We start from the raw sequence: 16,862 nt of genomic DNA, 5'->3' as shown, positions 1-16,862 counted from the left end.
TGTGCGATCAGATTTCCGGCAGGAAGTCGGGCACCGACAGGTAACGCTCGCCCGTGTCGTAGTTGAAGCCGAGAACGCGGCTGCCCGGCGGCAGTTCGGCGAGCTTCTGTGCGATCGCTGCGAGCGTTGCGCCTGACGAAATGCCGACGAGCATCCCTTCTTCGGTCGCGGCGCGGCGCGCCATATCCTTTGCGGCCGCGGCATCGACCTTGATGACGCCGTCGAGCAGATCGGTGTGGAGGTTGCGCGGGATGAAACCGGCGCCGATGCCCTGAATAGGGTGCGGCGCGGGCTGGCCGCCCGAAATGACCGGCGACGCTTCGGGTTCGACGGCGAAAACCTTGAGGTTAGGCCAATGCTGCTTGAGGAACTGCGCGCAACCGGTGATGTGGCCGCCGGTGCCGACGCCAGTGATCAGCACGTCGATCGGCGTGTCCTTGAAATCGGCGAGGATTTCCGGGCCGGTGGTGCGCACATGGACGTCGATATTGGCGTCATTCTCAAACTGCTGCGGCATCCAGGCGCCCGGGGTCGTTTCCACCAGCTCGATCGCGCGCTCGATCGCGCCCTTCATCCCCTTCTCGCGAGGGGTCAGGTCGAAGGTCGCGCCATAGGCAAGCATCAACCTGCGGCGTTCGAGCGACATTGATTCGGGCATGACGAGCACGAGCTTGTAGCCCTTCACCGCCGCCGCCATCGCGAGTCCGATACCGGTATTCCCCGAGGTCGGCTCGACGATCGTGCCGCCTTCCTTCAGGCTGCCGTCGCGTTCGGCCGCCTCGATCATCGCGAGGCCGATGCGGTCCTTGATCGACCCGCCGGGATTGCTGCGTTCCGACTTCACCCAGACTTCGGCATCCGGGAACAGCTTCGCCACGCGGATATGCGGGGTGTTGCCGATGGTTTCGAGGATGGAATTGGCTTTCATGGTCGGTGCGTTCTTTCGTTGAATTCGAACCGCGGGTCGCGGCGGACACGGTTTGGCCAGTCGCCAGCGCGCAGCCAGCCTGCCGGGTCCGCCAGCGCCGGTGTCGGCGCGGGTTGTAACGAGGCGAGCAGATACTGTCCATAAGGCCAGTCGCCAATCCCCGAGTCGGCATTGATATGCCCGAACGGTCCGGCATTGACGAAGCGCGCATCCCATTTGCGCGACAGATGCCACACATGCGACGATTTGGCATAAGGATCATTGTCGCTGGCGACGACCACCATCGGAACGCGGCTGGTAAACGGCGGCGCGTCGTTGAAGCTGGCGAGGCCATGGTTGCGGCGCAAGCGGGACAGATCGGGCGGCGCGACAAGCAATGCCCCCGCGACCCGCACGCGCGACAACGCGCTGGCTGCGCCGAACCAGTGTGCAAAGGCGTGGCAACCCAGGCTATGTGCAGCGATAAGCACCGGTTCGGGCTCGGCCGAGATGGCCGCCGCAATGCGATCGACCCACTCATTCTTGTCGGGATGATCCCATCCGCCAAGATCGATACGTTCGGCAAACAGGAATTTATGTTCCCACAGGCTTTGCCAATGGGCTGGCCCGCTGTTGTTCAGGCCGGGAATGGTTAGAATTTTATTGCGGAATTGCAAAGGTTGCATGACGGTTGCTCCATTCAGAGGATAGAGAGAACCGCGGTGACGGGTGCGTTCGATGTAAATCAACTAAAACGATTGACAATCAGCTTGCGATCAGCGGTTGACCGATCGCGACGAAATGCTCAGCCGCCGTGCCGGAACTGGGGTTCGAATGTTCGCGCGCGGCGCAGTTCGGGGAACAGCCATGCCCATAGCGCGGTTACACCGATTGCGCCGGCACCGCCGATCACCACCGCGCCGACCGGACCCAAAGCCGCTGCCATTGCGCCCGCGCGCATTTCTCCAAGCTCGTTGGAGGCCGAAATGGCGAGGCCGGAGGCGGCGCTTACGCGCCCGCGCATGTGATCGGGGGTGTTGAGCTGGATCAAAGTGCCGCGCACGAAGACCGAGAACATGTCGGCGGCACCCATGACGACGAGCAGGGCTAGCGACAGGAGGAGGCTGGTCGAATAACCGAACGCAATCGTTGTCGCACCGAACACGGCGACGGCCCACAGCATCTTCACCCCGACATTGCGCTCGATCGGGCGGATCGCAAGACCGACAGCAACCGTGACCGAGCCAAAGGCGACCGCGGCGCGCATAAGCCCCGCGCCTTCGGGGCCCGCATCCAATATATCGCGCGCAAAGACGGGGAACATCGCGGTGGCGCCCGCGAGCAATACAGCGAACAGGTCGAGCGTGATGGTGCCCAGGAGGAAGCGTTCGACCCAGACGAATTGCAGACCGTCGACCATTTCGCGCAGCGGATGGCGGCGCACGTCCCTGGGTGGCGGCTGCACGGGACGCACGCGGCTGAGGGTGAACGCCGATACCGCGAGGAGGACCGCGGCAAAGACATAGACGGAGGCGGGATGTGCGGCGTAGATCAGGCCGCCGGCCGCCGGGCCGATCACCGACGCCGATTGCCAGGCGATGCTGCTCATCGCGATGGCGCGCGGCAGGACAGCGGGTGGGACGATGTTCGGCGCAATCGCGCTCATCGCAGGACCGGAAAAGACGCGCGCGACGCCGTGCAATGCGGCAAGGGCGAAAAGCAGCGGCAAGGTCAGTCCCTCGGTCCAGGTGAACCAGCCGAGCGTCGCGGCGATGAGCAGGTCGATAAGGTTCGAGAAGATCGCGACGCGCCGCCGTTCGAAGCGGTCGGCCGCCCAGCCAGCAACGGGTGTGAGCACGGCAAGCGGGACGAACTGGAAGAGGCCGAGCAGCCCGAGCTGGAACGACGCCTCCTTGATCGACATGTCGTAGTCGCTGCGCGCGGTGTCGTAGAGCTGGTAGCCGATAACGACGACCATCGCGATCGTCGCCATCACCGCGGTAAAACGCGCGAGCCAGAAATAGCGAAAATCGGCAAAGCTGAGCGGGGAGGGGGCGTTCGGCATCGATTCCGGCATGACCGGTTCAACGCCTTCGGGGGGAGGGACTGTTGCCATCGCGCCTCACCTAAACGGCTTTTCGTGGCTGTCCAGATGTCATCGCTTCCAGGCGTTCGGACGGGACCGCCGGACGGCGCGATTACGTCGACGGCGCGCGGAGGCGGGCGATGAAGAAGCCGTCGAGCCCGCCCGCGTCGGCGAGCTGGCCGGGGAGGGTGCGGATGCAGCCGATTGTGTTGGGGGTGATCGCAGCGGGAAGCTCGTCGGGCCGCGCGGGGTCGATCGCCCAGCCTTGATGCGCTGCCAGGAAGGCGGCGATCTGATCTTCCCCCTCGGCGCGTTCGAGCGAACAGGTTGCATAGATGAGCGTGCCGCCGGGCTTGACCCAGTTTGCGGCGCGGGCGAGCAGCTCGGCCTGCAATGCCGCCATCTCCACGATCTGTCGCGGCTCGATGCGGTGAAGGACGTCGGGGTGGCGGCGAAAGATGCCCGTCGCCGAACAGGGAGCGTCGAGCAGAACGGCGTCGGCTGCCGCATTGGGTTCCCACGTGCGGATGTCGCCCCGAACGACGTCGGCGGCCAGCCCGGTGCGCGCGAGGTTAGCGCGTAGTCGTTCTAGGCGCTTGGCGCTTGAATCGACCGCGGTGACCACCCAGTCGGCGGCGGCGAGCTGCATCGTCTTGCCGCCGGGTGCTGCGCAGAGGTCGAGCACGCGGCGACCGTCGCCCGCGCCGAGCAGGCGGGCCGGCAGGCTGGCGGCGAGATCCTGCACCCACCAGCCGCCATCGGCGAAACCGGGCATCGCTTCGACTGCCTGCCCGCGCGGCAGGCGGCGGTGGCGCGGGGCGAGCGTCAAGGCGTCGGGCCACTCGTCGGTGCCCGGTTCTGTCGCGAAGCTGAGGTCGATCGGCGGCGGCGCGCTCCAGCTCGCGGCGGCGGCATCAACCATCGCGGCACCCCACTGCGTGGCCCAGCGTTCGGCGGCGGCGCGCGGTAGCGTCGCCTGCGCAGGCAGTTCCCACTTTTCCTGCTGCGCGCGCGACAGGATCGCATGGACGAGGCGGCGAGGGCCGCCGTCAACGAGCGGCAGCGCGGTAGACACGACGGCGTGGCCGGGACTTTTGAGTGCGAGCAGCTGCGCGAGCGCGATCCGGAGCACCGCGCGCGATTTGACGTCGTCGGGCAGCGGATCCGCAGTTGCACCATCGATCAGCGCGTCGATGTCGGTCATCCACCGGAGCGCCTCGGACGCGATGGCGACGGCAAAGGCGCGATCGGCGCCGGCCAGTCCCTGTGCGGCCGCGTGCATCGCGACGTCGAGCGGATCGCCGCGGCGAAGGATCGCGTCGATCAGCCGCAGTGCAGCGCGGCGCGGGGCGAGGCCCGGCGGATCGGCCTCACCGCGCGGCCGCCGGCGCCGGACAAGACGGCGATCAGCCACGGCGGGCGCAGGCATGGTTGGCGTGGCGCATATATGGTCCTATATGGCAGGGATGACCGAGAGCAGCGAGAAAGCGACCATCGGCGGAACGCCGCGCGCTGTAAAGCGCCCTGCTCATGTTAAGCCGCCAACAGGCTGGACGAACAGCCCGGTCCCCGCGCCGGCGCCGATCCGTGAGGAGCGCGCCGAGGACCAGCCGGGCGGCCGCAATCCCGTGCGCTACGGCGATTGGGAATTAAAAGGGGTGGCCGTCGACTTCTGATCGCCGCCGAAAAAAGGGCCGCTCCGCTTTGCGCGGGAGCGGCCCTTTTTTTGAAGGTCAGGCGGCGGGCGCCTCGGTGACGAGCGGCATCTTGCCGCTCTTGATCTGTTCGGCAAAGACTTCGCGCATCAGTTGCAGCGAGAAGAGGTGCGCGAAGATCAGGCCGAGGATACCGTTCTGCATCAGCTTGCGCAGCACATCGCCGCGCAGCTCGCGCAGCTTGTTCTCATCGACCATCTGGAAACCGCGGTAGATATAAGGCTTGTCATTGCCTTCCTGCTGGATCGCGACTTCGCCGTCCATCAGCAGGTCGGCCTTTTTCAGCTCTTCCATGAACATGCCGGTACGCTGACCTGCTTCTTCGAAATTCTTGCAAAATTCGAGGATCGCCTTGACCTGGTCCGACGGCTGGCCGTCGACGAACAATGCTTCGCCCTCGTCGAACTTGCCGATCGCGCCCGAGGTGGGATCGAAGCAGAGCGACAGTTCGTCCGTATTGGGCTGGAGCTTGGCGAGCAGGAAGGGGTAGCGGCGGATATAGGCCGGGACGTAAACGGGATTGAGCAGTTTGCCCTTGTCATCGACAAACGTGTTGATGCCTTCATTGAGCCCCATCAACGCGAGCGGAACCGGATTCTCGCCGGCCGAGAAGATGATCGGGTAAAAGCGGCACGCCGACACAAATTCGTCCGACGTCAGCGGAACGGCATGCTGGCCAACCAGAAATTCCGCATTGTCGAGCGGCCGCGCGTGGAAATCGGCGTGATCGACGCTCGAAAGCGGGGCGAGGTCCTTGTAGAACAGCGGCAGGTTAGCAGGGGCGGGCGCGGTGGCCATGGTCGAACTCCGGTAAGATGTCCCGCGGGAGGGGACGCAAAACGATAAGGCGCCTTATTGACCCGGCGCGCGCGGCGCAAGGGGGCGATGACGCGAAACGGGGGAAGTTTCAGGCGATCAGCTTGCCCGGATTGAAGATGCCGGCCGGGTCGAGTCCGCGCTTTACGCCCTGCAACGCGGCGAGCCGTGCGGGGCTGTCGAGCTCGGCGAGAATGGCGCGCTTCATCTGCCCGATGCCATGTTCGGCCGAGATCGATCCGCCAAGCTCGATGACGTGGGCATAAACAAGGCGGCTGGCCGCGGCGCCATGTTCGGCAATCCATGCCGCGCCGTCGATTCCTTCGGGCGGTTGGACGTGATGGTGGACGTTGCCGTCGCCCAGATGGCCGAAAGAGAGGGCGCGCGCGCCGGGGAAGGCGGCGGCAAGGCGCACGGGATTGTCGGCGATGAAGGCGGGCATAAGGTCCACGGGGACGCTGATGTCGTGCTGCAACGCCGGCCCCTCGGCGCGTTCGGCTTCGGAGATGGAATCGCGCAGGCGCCAGAATTCGTCGCTCTCGCGGTCGTTTTTGGCAAGCGCGATATCGCGGGCCAGCCCGGCGCTGAGAGCGGCCGTGAGCGCGGCTTCGAGCGCATCGCCAAGCGCGGCATCGTCATTGCCGGCAAGCTCAGCCAGGACATACCAGGGATGCACCTCGTCAAGCGGCGCGCGGGTCGCCGGGATATGCCGCAGGACCGCGTCGAGGCAGGCGTGCGGGATCAGTTCGAACCCCTCGAGCGCGGACCCGATCGCGGCATCAAGACGGCGGAGCAGCGTGAGCGCGACATCAGGCGATTCCACACCGATCCATGCCGTGCGCCGCGCCGCCACCGCAGGGACGAGATGGAGCGCCGCCGCGGTGACAATGCCCAGCGTGCCCTCGGCACCGCACAAGAGATGCCTGAGATCGTAACCGCGATTGTCTTTCTTGAGCGGCGCCAGGCCGTCGAAGATGCTGCCGTCGGGCAGCACGGCCTCGATCCCCGCGACGAGCGCGCGCATCGTGCCGTGGCGCAGCACCTGCGTGCCGCCCGCGTTGGTCGAAACGAGGCCGCCGATCGTTGCCGATCCCTTACCGCCGAGCGTCAGCGGGAAACGAAGGTCGTGCGCGAGCGCGGCATCATGGAAATTCTGGAGGATCACGCCCGCCTCGGCGATGGCGATCCGGGCCGGCGTATCGACATGGCGGACGCGGTTCATGCGGCGGAGGCTGAGCAGCAGCTGGTTGCCGCTGGCGTCGGGCGTCGCGCCGCCGACCATGCCGCTGTTGCCGCCCTGCGGAACGATCGCCACGCCGGCATCGGCGCAAAGGCACACCGTGGCGGCGACCTCTTCGGTGGTCGCAGGCGACAGCATCGCCGCGGCGCGGCCGTAATATTTGCCGCGCCAGTCGGTGAGCCAGGGTGCGATGATATCGGTATCGGTGGTGAACCCCTTGTCGCCGAGCAAATCGGCAAGGGCCCGGAGCAGCGAGGGGGAAGGGGGGCGTGTCATGCCGTTCGGTTCCGCTTTTTCGATGTGCGCCGCCGGTTTCGCCGACGCTTGCAGTTCATTTGATGTTCAATCATGGACGCTAAAGCTGCGATCGACAAATAATGTCTTTACGTCCGGCGGGGATGGACGCGGGAGCGACGAGTGGACAGCAAATCGGGTGACAAGGCAGAAGCGGCGGTGACGCGGCAGTGCTGACCGCGGCATTTCTGTGGATTATGGCTGCGCCTGCGGCCGATCTCGCGCCGGATGTGGCTGCGCCGGGTCCGCTCACGCCGGTGGCGGCGCCCGTGCCCGATGCGCCCTCCTCTTTTTGGCAGGTCGTGATCGAACAGCAGTTGATCATCCGCGTCCCCGCACAGCGTTCGCAGATCAACAATTTCGCGGCGCCGCAGGCGCCGCCCCCGCCACGGCGCATGACCGACCTTCCGGTCGTCTGGAAAGAGAAAAAGGCTCCCAAATGCGTGGCGATGCGAAACATCGTCGGTATGCAGGCGGTCCAGCGCGACAGCATCGACCTGATCACGCGGCAGAAGCAAAGGCTGCGCGCGCAGCTCAACCGCGGATGCCGCGCGCTCGATTTCTATGCCGGCTTTTACATGCAGGGCAGCAAGGACGGAAAGCTCTGCGAAGACCGCGACGAAATTCATGCGCGCACGGGCGCGAAATGCGAGGTCGATAAATTCCGGCTGATGGTTCCGGTTCGCGGCGAGGATTGATCGCCTTTTTCGCCGTCATTCCTTGACTTTTCGTGCCTCTTTGCCCAATGGCCGCGGCAGCGCCTGCCCGCGTGGGCGGCAGGGCGCATCCTCTTTTTCCGGACATGGTACCACATGACATTTGCCGATCTCGGCCTTTCCGACGAACTTTTGCGCGCGATCGACGAGTCGGGCTATAGCGAACCGACAGCGATCCAGGCGGGAGCCATTCCTTCGGTACTGATGATGCGCGACATGATCGGCATTGCACAGACAGGGACGGGCAAAACGGCATCGTTCGTGCTGCCGATGATCGACATTCTGGCACATGGTCGTGCGCGCGCACTCATGCCGCGCTCGCTGATCCTCGAACCCACGCGCGAGCTTGCCGCGCAAGTTGCTGAAAATTTTGAGAAATACGGCAAGTATCACAAATTGTCGATGGCGCTGCTGATCGGCGGGGTGCAGATGGGTGATCAGGTCAAGGCGCTGGAAAAGGGCGTCGACGTGCTGATCGCCACGCCGGGTCGCCTGATGGACCTTTTCGAGCGCGGCAAGATATTGCTCACCGGCTGCAACCTGCTCGTCATCGATGAGGCCGACCGGATGCTCGACATGGGGTTCATCCCCGACATCGAAAATATCTGCACCAAGCTCCCGGCGAATCGACAGACTTTGCTCTTCTCGGCGACAATGCCGCCGCCGATCAAGAAGCTGGCTGACAAATTCCTGTCGAACCCGAAGACGATCGAAGTCGCGCGCCCCGCGAGCCGCAACGAGAATATTGAGCAGTTCCTCGTCAAGACGTCCGAACGCGGCAAGCGCGATACGCTGCGCAGCCTGCTGGAGGCCGAGGACATCGGCACCGCGATCATTTTCTGCAATCGCAAGACCACGGTGCGCGAACTGGCGAAGTCGCTCCAGCGCTATGGCTACAAGGCGGGCGAGATCCATGGAGACATGGACCAGTCGAGCCGCATTGCCGAACTCGACCGCTTCAAGGCGGGAACGATCAACATTCTCGTCGCCTCCGACGTTGCGGCGCGCGGATTGGATGTCAAGGGCGTCAGTCATGTCTTCAACTTCGACGCTCCCTGGCACCCCGACGATTATGTTCATCGCATCGGTCGCACGGGCCGCGCCGGCGCAAAGGGCAGGGCGTTCACGCTCGTGACCGCGTCGGACGACGAAGCGATCGATAACATCCAGAAGCTGACCGGGTACAAGATTCCGGTTCATGACGCGGGCACGGCCGAAGCCGCGCCTGCCAAGGACGAGCCGCGCGAAGATCGTGAGCCGCGCCGCGAACGCGGTGGCCGCGGCGGCAAGGTGAAGCGCGCCGAGCAGGCCGAAAAGCCGACGCCGAAGGCCGCGCGCAAGGCGGACGACCGCAAACCGGTCCCCGCCCGCCAGCGCCAGCAGGACGATGATGGCCCCGACGACGGCTGGAACGGTCCGATGCCGGGCTTCCTGTCGGTCGGTTTCGGGAGCTAGCTGGCGGACCGTCGCGGTACCGGGTTCGAGCAACCATGGCTGACTCGGCGCAGAGCTTGAGCCTGTCCGACCGGCGCTTGGTCGCCGAATGGGCGGCCGCGTGCGCTGACCGCGTCTTGTGGCTGTTCGAGACGGTTTGTCCCGACGATGATCGTCCGCGCACCGCAATCGTCCGTGCGCAGGCGTTCGCAGCCGGTGAACTGGCCGCTGCGGCGGGAATACGCCAGCGCTTTGGCGGAGGCGGCATCGCCGCGAAATCGCCAGCAGCCACGGCCGCGGCGCGGGCTGCAGGGCAGGCATCGGCAGTTTGCCATATGGGCACCCATGCGTTGGGAGCGGCAGCCTATGCCATTCTGGCCGTGAAAATGGAGGTTCCGGATCGGCCCGAGGCGGCAGAGGACGAGATGGATTGGCAACGCGCGCAAATGTCGGCCGACGTGCTGGCCGCGCTTCGGAAGCTTCCCTTGGTCGGAACGGACCGATCGGGCCCGCTGGGTCCCGGACTCCTCGCCACCGGCGAAGTCGGCGCCATTATTCGCCAGCTTCAGGACATGATTGCCGCAAGCGAAGTATAATTACCGAATTCGCGTGCTTAGAGCCGAACCAGCATCTTGCCGATATTCTCGCCTTTGAACAGCCCGAGAAAGGCATCGGGGGCCGCCTCCAGCCCCTCGCGCACCGTTTCGCGGATCGTGACCGCACCGCTGGCGATCAGGCCGCCCATGTCGGCGTAGAATTCCTCCATGCAATCGATGAACTGGTCGGTGTAGATGAAGCCTTCCATGCGGATGCGCGCGGGGATAGTGCGGATGAGATATTTCATCTCCTGGGGCTTTGCGTCGTTGTAAACGTCGATCATCCCGCAGATCGCAAAGCGCGCAAAATCATTTGCGACCGCAAAGGCGGCGTCGAGATGTTCGCCGCCGACATTGTCGAAATAGACATCGATGCCCCCCTTGCCGAGCCGTTCGAGCGCGGAAGCGAGCTGGGGCAGCACCGGCCCCGCCTTGTAATCGACAACCGCATCGGCGCCGAGTTCGCTCACCCAGGCGCATTTTTCGGCGCCGCCGGCCGAGCCGATCACCGTCATCTCGCGCGCCTTGGCAATCTGGACTACCGCCGATCCGACCGCGCCCGCGGCGGCCGAAACAAAGACGGTATCGCCGGGCTTCGCCGCCGCGACGCGCAGCAGGCCGATCCACGCCGTGCCGCCGGTCAGCCCCATATTGTGCAGAAAGGTTTGCGGCGGCAGCCCCGCGTCGAGCAGCGCGACCGGCAATTTGTTGGGCATCATGTCGAGGCCGACCACGCCGCCCTCGCGCCAGCCGCCCATGTGGAGGATGAGGTCGCCCGGAGCAAAGCCATCCAATCGGCTTTCCAGGACTTCGCCGATCGCGCCGCCGGTCATCGGCTTGTCGAGCTGAAAACTCGCGGCATAGCTTTTGGCGTCGTTCATTCGCCCGCGCATATAGGGATCGACCGACAGCCAGCGGTTGCGCACGCGAAGCTGGTCTTTTTCGAGCGGCGTGTCGGGCAGGTCGCGGAGCGCGAAATTGTCGATCGTTGGCAGTCCCTGCGGACGACGGGTCAAATGCCAGGCTTTCATCGGAATCCCCCCATTCCTCAAAATTTGCCCCAGCGACGGCGAAGGTCAGAAAAGCCGTTGCCACTGCCGGACAGTGCCGTTAAGACCCCGCCCGTCGCGGGGCCGTAGCTCAGATGGGAGAGCGCTGCAATCGCACTGCAGAGGTCAGGGGTTCGATTCCCCTCGGCTCCACCAGCGACTTTCCCCTACATTGCTGTGCGGCACCGGCCCGCTCCCCCACCCGGCCTCCCCGACGATAGTAGCCTATGGCAGGCCGGGTGGGGGAGCGGGCCGGTGCCGCAAACCTTAACCATCGTAGTCGCGAATCATGTTCTTTGCGATCACTAGCTGCTGGATCTGCGTCGTCCCTTCATAAATGCGGTAAATGCGGCAGTCGCGATAGAAGCGTTCGGCAAGATATTCCTTGAGATAGCCGGCGCCGCCGTGGATCTGGACGACACGGTCAGCGACGCGGCCGCACATTTCGCTCGCGAACATTTTGGTCGCCGCGGCTTCGACAAGGATTTTCTCGCCGCGGTCGGCGCGCGCGCAGGCATCGTTTAGCATACAATCGGCAGCGTAGATCTCGGCCTTGCTGTCGGCGAGCATCGCCTGGATCAGCTGGAAATTGGCGATCGGTTCCCCGAACGCCTTGCGCTCCATCGCATATTTGAGCCCCGTGTCGAGCATCCGCTTGGCGTAGCCGACGCTGGCGGCGGCGACCGACAGCCGCCCGTTGTCGAGGCTCTGCATCGCGGCGCGGAAACCGATGCCTTCCTCGCCGCCGAGCAGCGCGTCACCATCGACATGCACATCCTCGAGGATCACGTCGGCGATCTGCGAGCCGGCCTGGCCCATCTTGCCGTCGGGCTTGCCGATCGACACGCCGGGTGCGTCGCGGGGAACGAGGAAGGCGCTGACGTGGGCATTCTTGGGCAAGGCTTCGGCGTTGGTGCGCGCCATCACTAGAATCACATCGGCGAAGGGCGCGTTGGTGATATACCGCTTCGTTCCATTGATCACATAGCCGTTGCCGTCGCGCACCGCGCGCGTCTTCATTGCCGCGCTGTCGGAACCGCTGTCAGGTTCGGTCAGACCGAAGGCGGCAATGCTGCCCGTCGCAAGTTTCGGCAGCCAATACTCCTTCTGCTGCTGCGTTCCGAAGCCGAGGATCGACTTGCACACCATGCCGATGTTGATCGACACGATCGAGCGATAGGCCGGCGCGGCATAGGCGAGTTCGCGGATGAAGCCGACATATTGGCTGACATTCATGCCGGCGCCGCCATATTCCTCGGGCATCGTCACCCCGAACAGCCCCATGTCGCGCATTTCGGCAAGGATGTCGTCGGGAACGCGGCCGAGTTCTTCAAGACGGTCCTCGGCGGGAATCAGCCGCTCGCGTACGTAACGCTGCAACTGCTCGATAAAGGCGCCGTAGATGTCGGCGTCCATGCCCGGATTGCTCATGCCGTCCTGTCCCTTGCCGTGTGTTGGGATTGCCATAACGCGGCAAGGGACCTTTGCAAACGACGTCAGTGTTTCGTCAGTTCCCCAGGTTTTCCGGTGCGACCTTACCGCCCAGCCGGCGCCGGAGTGCGATCAACGCGTTGCTGCGCCATACCAGCACCGACAGTCCGGCCAGCAGCGCCCAAGGCAGCACAGCGGCGCCGAGAGTCAGCACGAATGACAGCGCCGTCCCGCCGCTGAGCATCAGAGTTTCGCCTGCGTCGGCGAAGGGGTTTTTGTGTCCGATCCCGGGAAACCCGCCCGACCCGACATAGTTGAACACCACGCTCGTCGTCGCGATGCGCGCCTCACCCGCCTTACGTGACGCGAGCTGCTCGGTCAGTTCGCCCTTGAGCGACGATATTTGGCCAAGTATCTCGGCACGCTCATTCTTGCCGAGGCCGCCCGCCTTCAGTCGCGCCTCGAGTCGCTCGACCTCGGCTGTGGCGCCGGCGCTGCGCATCTGCGACGCGGCGATCCGGCTTCCGACGTCCTCGCCCGCGACAGTCGCGTCGGCGAGCAAGCCCTCGACTTTTTCGACGCTCGCGATCGCATCCGCGCCGAACCGCCGCGCGATGCCGGGATCGAGCGCGAACTGCGTCTGCGCCTCGACGTGCTTTTCGTCGTTGAGCTGATAGCGGACATCGACGATGCGGCAGCGCGCGGTGCCCAGCATCTCGCATGCCTCGGCATGCCCCTGCTGAACCTTGGAGATAATCCCGTCTTCGAGCCGGAAGGCGTAGCTGTAGTCAAAGGCGACCCCCGGGGCGGAGGAGATCGAAACCCCGGGTACCACCTTCTCGGGGGTCAAATGTGTCGCGGGCGCGCGGTCGTCCATACTTTCGACCGCAACGTCGGCGGCGGGGGGGGAAGAGTAAGCGGATTCGTCAGTCTGCTTTTCACCGCAGCCGACCAGGGCGAGCGCCGCTGCGCCCGCTAAGAGCTTCTTTTTCATATAGGATTCTCCCAAACGCGACTCGACGGCCGCGCGTTATGGAGTATCATAACTGATCTAGTTGACAATAGGATTTGTGGGGCTGAGGCGTGTGGCCGTTTGCCGGCGGTTGCTGCCACTGCTTTATAGATCCCGTGCGTGTCGAGCGACGTCGAGACATCGCGAAGGCGTGCACTTCTGATGGGTGTCTCGACTTCGCTCGACACGACCGCGAATAAGGGTTCTGGAATTCATTCCAAAAACTGACGCCGGGCGCTGCGTTTATCCCGCCGCCTTCACAAAGCTGTCGAGCACGCGCTTGATGCCGGCCTGCTCGAACTCAACCTCAAGCTTGTTGCCGTCGATGTCGGCGATCTCGCCGTAGCCGAATTTTTCATGGAACACGCGCATCCCGATCGCGAGATCGCCCCGCGGCTTCGCTCCCACCGACGCCGCCGGCCCGCGCTCCGAGGGCGCGGGAGCGTGTGTCACCGTCGATGATGCCGCCACCGCGCGTTGCCATGCCGGGCCGCGCGTCATGATGCGTGACGGCTGGCGTTCGGCGACATGCGCGAAGGGATCGCCCTGCGCCGACCAGTTGGCGCGCCACAGGCTCTGCCCTCCGCCGAAGCTGTTTTCCATCTCGACATGCTCGGGTGGAATTTCGGCGATGAAGCGGCTGGGGATGCTGCTCATCCACTGGCCATAAATGCGGCGGTTTGCAGCGTGATAGATGCTCGCGCGCTGCCGGGCGCGGGTGATCGCGACATAGGCGAGGCGGCGCTCTTCCTCGAGGCTGGCGGTGCCGCCCTCGTCCATCGACCGCTGAGACGGGAAGACGCCGTCCTCCCACCCGGCGAGGAAGACATGGTCGAATTCGAGGCCCTTCGCGGCATGGATTGTCATGATCGTGACCGTTTCGGTCTGGTCGTCATTGTCGCGGTCCATGACGAGGCTGACATGTTCGAGGAACTCCTCGAGCGTTTCATACTCCTCCATCGCGCGAACGAGTTCGGAGAGGTTTTCGAGGCGGCCCGCGGCTTCGGCGCTGCGATCGGCCTGGAGCATCGCGGTATAGCCCGATTCATCGAGGATGAGCTGGGTCAGCTCGGGGTGCGACAGCTCATTCGCCTTCGCTTGCCAATTCCGCATCTGCGCGACGAAATTGGCGAGTTGGCGGCGCGCCTGTGGCGTCAGCTCGTCGGTTTCGGTGATCCGCGCTGCGGCGTGGAAAAGCGGCGCGCGCTCGGCGCGCGCGAACTGGTGGATGCGCCCAAGCGCCTTGTCGCCGAGCCCGCGCTTGGGGACGTTGACGATACGTTCGAACGCGAGGTCGTCGGCGGGCGACTGGACGAGGCGCAGATAGGCGAGCGCGTCGCGGATTTCGGCGCGTTCGTAGAAGCGGAAACCGCCGACGATGCGATAGGGCATGCCGATCGCGATGAAGCGGTCCTCGAACTCGCGCGTCTGGAACTGCGCGCGGACGAGGATCGCCGCACGGTCGAGGCTGGTCCCGCGATGCTGGAGTGTCTCCAGCTCTTCGCCGATCCGCCGCGCTTCCTCCGGCCCGTCCCACACGCCGACGACGCGCAGCTTGTCGCCCGCGTCGAGGTCGGTCCACAGCGTCTTGCCGAGGCGGTCGCTGTTTTGCGCGATGAGCGCCGATGCGGCGGCGAGGATCTGCGGCGTCGAGCGGTAATTTTGTTCGAGGCGGATGACGGTCGCGCCCGGGAAATCCTTTTCGAAGCGCAGAATGTTCGCGACCTCTGCACCGCGCCACGAATAGATCGACTGGTCGTCGTCGCCGACGCAGCAGATGTTTTTGCGCGTTTGCGCGAGCAGGCGGAGCCAGAGATACTGGCTGGCGTTGGTGTCCTGATATTCGTCCACGAGGACATATTTAAAGCGCTGCTGATATTGTTCGAGCACGTCGCGGTGCGTTTTCAGAATCACGAGCATATGGAGCAAGAGGTCGCCAAAGTCGCAGGCATTCAGCGTCTTGAGCCGCGCCTGATAGAGCGCATAGAAATGCTGCCCCTTGCCGTCGGCATAAGCATCCTTGTCGGCAGCATCGAGGTCGGCGGGGACGAGCCCGCGGTTTTTCCATTTGTCGATCAGACTGGCAAGCTGGCGCGCGGGCCAGCGTTTTTCGTCGAGCCCTTCAGCCTGAATCAACTGTTTGAGCACGCGAAGCTGATCGTCGGTGTCGAGGATGGTGAAATTGCTTTGCAGGCCGACGAGTTCGGCGTGGCGGCGGAGCATCTTCGCCGCGATACTGTGAAAGGTGCCGAGCCACGGCATCCCCTCGACCGCGTCGCCGATCATCCGCCCGATCCGCTCGCGCATCTCGCGCGCGGCTTTGTTGGTGAAGGTAACCGCCAGGATTTCGGACGGCCAGGCGCGCCGCGTCGCGATAATATGCGCAAGCCGCGCCGTGAGCGCAGCCGTCTTGCCCGTCCCGGCGCCTGCGAGCATCAGGACGGGACCCTCGGTGGTCAGGACCGCCTGCCGCTGAGGCCCGTTGAGGCCTTGCAAATATGGCGGGTCCGACGGGTCGGGGCGGGTCAGGTCGGGCATCGAGACGGGAGGCGTATTCACACGCGAACGATTAGGGAACAGCGAGCAGGCTGTCCAGTGCGGTGAGGCGGGCCGAGGCCGCTGGTTCGCGGCGCTTGATCTCGTCGAGCGTGGCGCGCGCCATCGCGCCATAGGCGGGGAGCAGCGCGGGGCTGCCGTCCGCCAGTGCGGCAAGATGCCCGCCGATCGTCCGCGCATCGCCGCGCAGGAGCGGGCCCGACAATCCCTGAAACCCGTGCGTCAGGCTGTTTTCAAGCGCGGCGCGAACGAGCGGCGCGATCAGCGCTTCGGGATCGTCGACGCCGGCATTGCGGAGCGCATCGGCCGCGCCGGTGACGAGGGTAACGAGATGGTTCGAGGCGTGACAGAGCGCGGCGTGATAAAGCGCGCGCCGCTCCTCCGCGATTTCCACCGCAACCCCGCCGAGTGCCGCCACAATGCGCCGCGCGCGATCGACAGCCTCGCCCGGCGCCGCGGTGACCGCGAACCGCGCGCCCGTCATACGGCCCACTTCGGCTTCGGGATCGCCGGTAAAGGTCATCGCCGGATGGATCGCGGCGGTCATCGCGCCAGCCCGGGCGAGGGGTTCGAGGATCGCTGCGCCGCTGCGTCCGCTGACGTGAAAGATGAAGGGGGCGGGGCGCGGCGGCGCCGCGGGGACCATCCGCAACACAATCTCGCCAAGCGCGTCGTCGGCGACGGCGATCGCGATGAGGTCGCAATGCGCGATCAAATGATCGAGGTCCGGTTCCGCGACCGCGCCTACTCCCGTTGCCGCGCTGTGCGCTGCCGCCGGGGAGCGGCCCCACAGCATCGGCGGCGCATTCAACTGTGGTCGCAGCGCAAGCGCGAACGCGCGCGCGACACGGCCGGTGCCGACGATGCCGAGACGATGGAATTGAAGGTCGGTCATGCGCGCGGGTGTAATGCGCGGGCGTGTTTTTCGCCATCGGAACCTGGGTTGCCGATTGTGGCCGCGCTTTGCCCGAGCGGGGGTGCGAGGCCGTCGATATGCCGTTGCGGTCCGG

At 65.1% G+C, this 16,862-nt stretch carries 14 protein-coding genes, 1 tRNA gene and 1 pseudogene; 5 read left to right on the top strand and 11 right to left on the bottom strand.

Annotation, left to right across the window (positions count from 1 at the left end):
• Window positions 1-7: 7 nt before the first annotated feature.
• From cysK to VSX77_RS16140, 4 genes are all read right to left on the bottom strand, one after another.
• The gene (gene cysK / locus VSX77_RS16155; RefSeq protein ID WP_338425621.1) at window positions 8-928 is read right to left on the bottom strand and encodes a cysteine synthase A; all 921 of its coding nucleotides are present in this window, start codon (window positions 926-928) and stop codon (window positions 8-10) included.
• On the bottom strand, window positions 925-1,593 hold the full coding sequence (locus tag VSX77_RS16150; protein WP_338425619.1) for an RBBP9/YdeN family alpha/beta hydrolase: 669 nt from the start codon (window positions 1,591-1,593) through the stop codon (window positions 925-927). The genes cysK and VSX77_RS16150 overlap by 4 nt, the downstream gene beginning before the upstream one ends.
• Before the next feature lie 119 nt (window positions 1,594-1,712).
• A complete protein-coding gene (locus VSX77_RS16145; RefSeq protein WP_338425618.1) occupies window positions 1,713-2,984 on the bottom strand; it encodes an MFS transporter in 1,272 nt (423 codons plus the stop codon).
• A 121-nt stretch (window positions 2,985-3,105) separates the two neighbouring features.
• A complete protein-coding gene (locus VSX77_RS16140; protein WP_338425617.1) occupies window positions 3,106-4,422 on the bottom strand; it encodes an RsmB/NOP family class I SAM-dependent RNA methyltransferase in 1,317 nt (438 codons plus the stop codon).
• Window positions 4,423-4,459: 37 nt separating this feature from the next.
• Here VSX77_RS16140 and VSX77_RS16135 point away from each other — a divergent pair, with 37 nt between their 5' ends.
• A complete protein-coding gene (locus VSX77_RS16135) occupies window positions 4,460-4,669 on the top strand; it encodes a DUF1674 domain-containing protein (protein WP_338425616.1) in 210 nt (69 codons plus the stop codon).
• Window positions 4,670-4,726: 57 nt separating this feature from the next.
• On the opposite strand, the gene VSX77_RS16130 is transcribed toward VSX77_RS16135, so the two are convergent.
• Together VSX77_RS16130 and VSX77_RS16125 are read right to left on the bottom strand one after the other, a co-directional pair.
• Window positions 4,727-5,506 (bottom strand): SapC family protein, encoded by a 780-nt coding sequence (locus tag VSX77_RS16130; RefSeq protein WP_338425615.1) that lies wholly within the window; start codon window positions 5,504-5,506, stop codon window positions 4,727-4,729.
• Window positions 5,507-5,615: 109 nt separating this feature from the next.
• A complete protein-coding gene (locus tag VSX77_RS16125) occupies window positions 5,616-7,040 on the bottom strand; it encodes an FAD-binding oxidoreductase (RefSeq protein ID WP_338425614.1) in 1,425 nt (474 codons plus the stop codon).
• Between the two features lie 215 nt (window positions 7,041-7,255).
• On the opposite strand from VSX77_RS16125, the gene VSX77_RS16120 reads away from it, so the two are divergent.
• From VSX77_RS16120 to VSX77_RS16110, 3 genes are all read left to right on the top strand, one after another.
• Window positions 7,256-7,756 carry a hypothetical protein gene (locus VSX77_RS16120; RefSeq protein ID WP_338425613.1) on the top strand — a complete coding sequence of 167 codons (501 nt, stop codon included), beginning with the start codon at window positions 7,256-7,258 and terminating at the stop codon, window positions 7,754-7,756.
• Between the two features lie 114 nt (window positions 7,757-7,870).
• Entirely contained in the window at window positions 7,871-9,229 is a 1,359-nt protein-coding gene (locus VSX77_RS16115; protein ID WP_338425612.1) for a DEAD/DEAH box helicase, read from the top strand.
• 35 nt (window positions 9,230-9,264) lie between these two features.
• Window positions 9,265-9,804, top strand: coding sequence for a putative immunity protein (locus VSX77_RS16110; protein WP_338425611.1), 540 nt, complete (start codon window positions 9,265-9,267; stop codon window positions 9,802-9,804).
• A 17-nt stretch (window positions 9,805-9,821) separates the two neighbouring features.
• Here the strand turns inward: VSX77_RS16110 and VSX77_RS16105 are convergent, their stop codons facing one another.
• Window positions 9,822-10,835 (bottom strand): NADP-dependent oxidoreductase, encoded by a 1,014-nt coding sequence (locus VSX77_RS16105; RefSeq protein ID WP_338425610.1) that lies wholly within the window; start codon window positions 10,833-10,835, stop codon window positions 9,822-9,824.
• A 98-nt stretch (window positions 10,836-10,933) separates the two neighbouring features.
• On the opposite strand from VSX77_RS16105, the gene VSX77_RS16100 reads away from it, so the two are divergent.
• Window positions 10,934-11,009, top strand: a tRNA-Ala gene (locus VSX77_RS16100).
• Window positions 11,010-11,120: 111 nt separating this feature from the next.
• Here the strand turns inward: VSX77_RS16100 and VSX77_RS16095 are convergent.
• From VSX77_RS16095 to VSX77_RS16080, 4 genes and pseudogenes are all read right to left on the bottom strand, one after another.
• Entirely contained in the window at window positions 11,121-12,284 is a 1,164-nt protein-coding gene (locus VSX77_RS16095) for an acyl-CoA dehydrogenase family protein (RefSeq protein WP_338425609.1), read from the bottom strand.
• Window positions 12,285-12,360: 76 nt separating this feature from the next.
• Entirely contained in the window at window positions 12,361-13,278 is a 918-nt protein-coding gene (locus VSX77_RS16090) for a hypothetical protein (RefSeq protein WP_338425608.1), read from the bottom strand.
• Window positions 13,279-13,539: 261 nt separating this feature from the next.
• On the bottom strand, window positions 13,540-15,834 hold the full coding sequence (locus VSX77_RS16085) for an ATP-dependent helicase (RefSeq protein ID WP_338425607.1): 2,295 nt from the start codon (window positions 15,832-15,834) through the stop codon (window positions 13,540-13,542).
• Window positions 15,835-15,865: 31 nt separating this feature from the next.
• Window positions 15,866-16,804: pseudogene (locus VSX77_RS16080) on the bottom strand (Rossmann-like and DUF2520 domain-containing protein); the annotation flags it as partial.
• Window positions 16,805-16,862 lie beyond the last annotated feature (58 nt).

Origin of the sequence: Sphingopyxis sp. TUF1, assembly GCF_036687315.1 — a bacterium.
GTDB lineage: Bacteria > Pseudomonadota > Alphaproteobacteria > Sphingomonadales > Sphingomonadaceae > Sphingopyxis > Sphingopyxis kveilinensis.
Note: the sequence above shows the minus strand (reverse complement) of the source record. Positions and strands in the feature narration are given on the sequence as shown.

Coding starts and splice junctions, on each gene's coding strand:
- cysK (WP_338425621.1), bottom strand. CDS start 928: ATGAAAGCCAATTCCATCCTCGAAACCATCGGCAACACCCCGCATATC.
- VSX77_RS16150 (WP_338425619.1), bottom strand. CDS start 1,593: ATGCAACCTTTGCAATTCCGCAATAAAATTCTAACCATTCCCGGCCTG.
- VSX77_RS16145 (WP_338425618.1), bottom strand. CDS start 2,984: ATGCCGGAATCGATGCCGAACGCCCCCTCCCCGCTCAGCTTTGCCGAT.
- VSX77_RS16140 (WP_338425617.1), bottom strand. CDS start 4,422: ATGCCTGCGCCCGCCGTGGCTGATCGCCGTCTTGTCCGGCGCCGGCGG.
- VSX77_RS16135 (WP_338425616.1), top strand. CDS start 4,460: ATGACCGAGAGCAGCGAGAAAGCGACCATCGGCGGAACGCCGCGCGCT.
- VSX77_RS16130 (WP_338425615.1), bottom strand. CDS start 5,506: ATGGCCACCGCGCCCGCCCCTGCTAACCTGCCGCTGTTCTACAAGGAC.
- VSX77_RS16125 (WP_338425614.1), bottom strand. CDS start 7,040: ATGACACGCCCCCCTTCCCCCTCGCTGCTCCGGGCCCTTGCCGATTTG.
- VSX77_RS16120 (WP_338425613.1), top strand. CDS start 7,256: ATGGCTGCGCCTGCGGCCGATCTCGCGCCGGATGTGGCTGCGCCGGGT.
- VSX77_RS16115 (WP_338425612.1), top strand. CDS start 7,871: ATGACATTTGCCGATCTCGGCCTTTCCGACGAACTTTTGCGCGCGATC.
- VSX77_RS16110 (WP_338425611.1), top strand. CDS start 9,265: ATGGCTGACTCGGCGCAGAGCTTGAGCCTGTCCGACCGGCGCTTGGTC.
- VSX77_RS16105 (WP_338425610.1), bottom strand. CDS start 10,835: ATGAAAGCCTGGCATTTGACCCGTCGTCCGCAGGGACTGCCAACGATC.
- VSX77_RS16095 (WP_338425609.1), bottom strand. CDS start 12,284: ATGAGCAATCCGGGCATGGACGCCGACATCTACGGCGCCTTTATCGAG.
- VSX77_RS16090 (WP_338425608.1), bottom strand. CDS start 13,278: ATGAAAAAGAAGCTCTTAGCGGGCGCAGCGGCGCTCGCCCTGGTCGGC.
- VSX77_RS16085 (WP_338425607.1), bottom strand. CDS start 15,834: ATGCCCGACCTGACCCGCCCCGACCCGTCGGACCCGCCATATTTGCAA.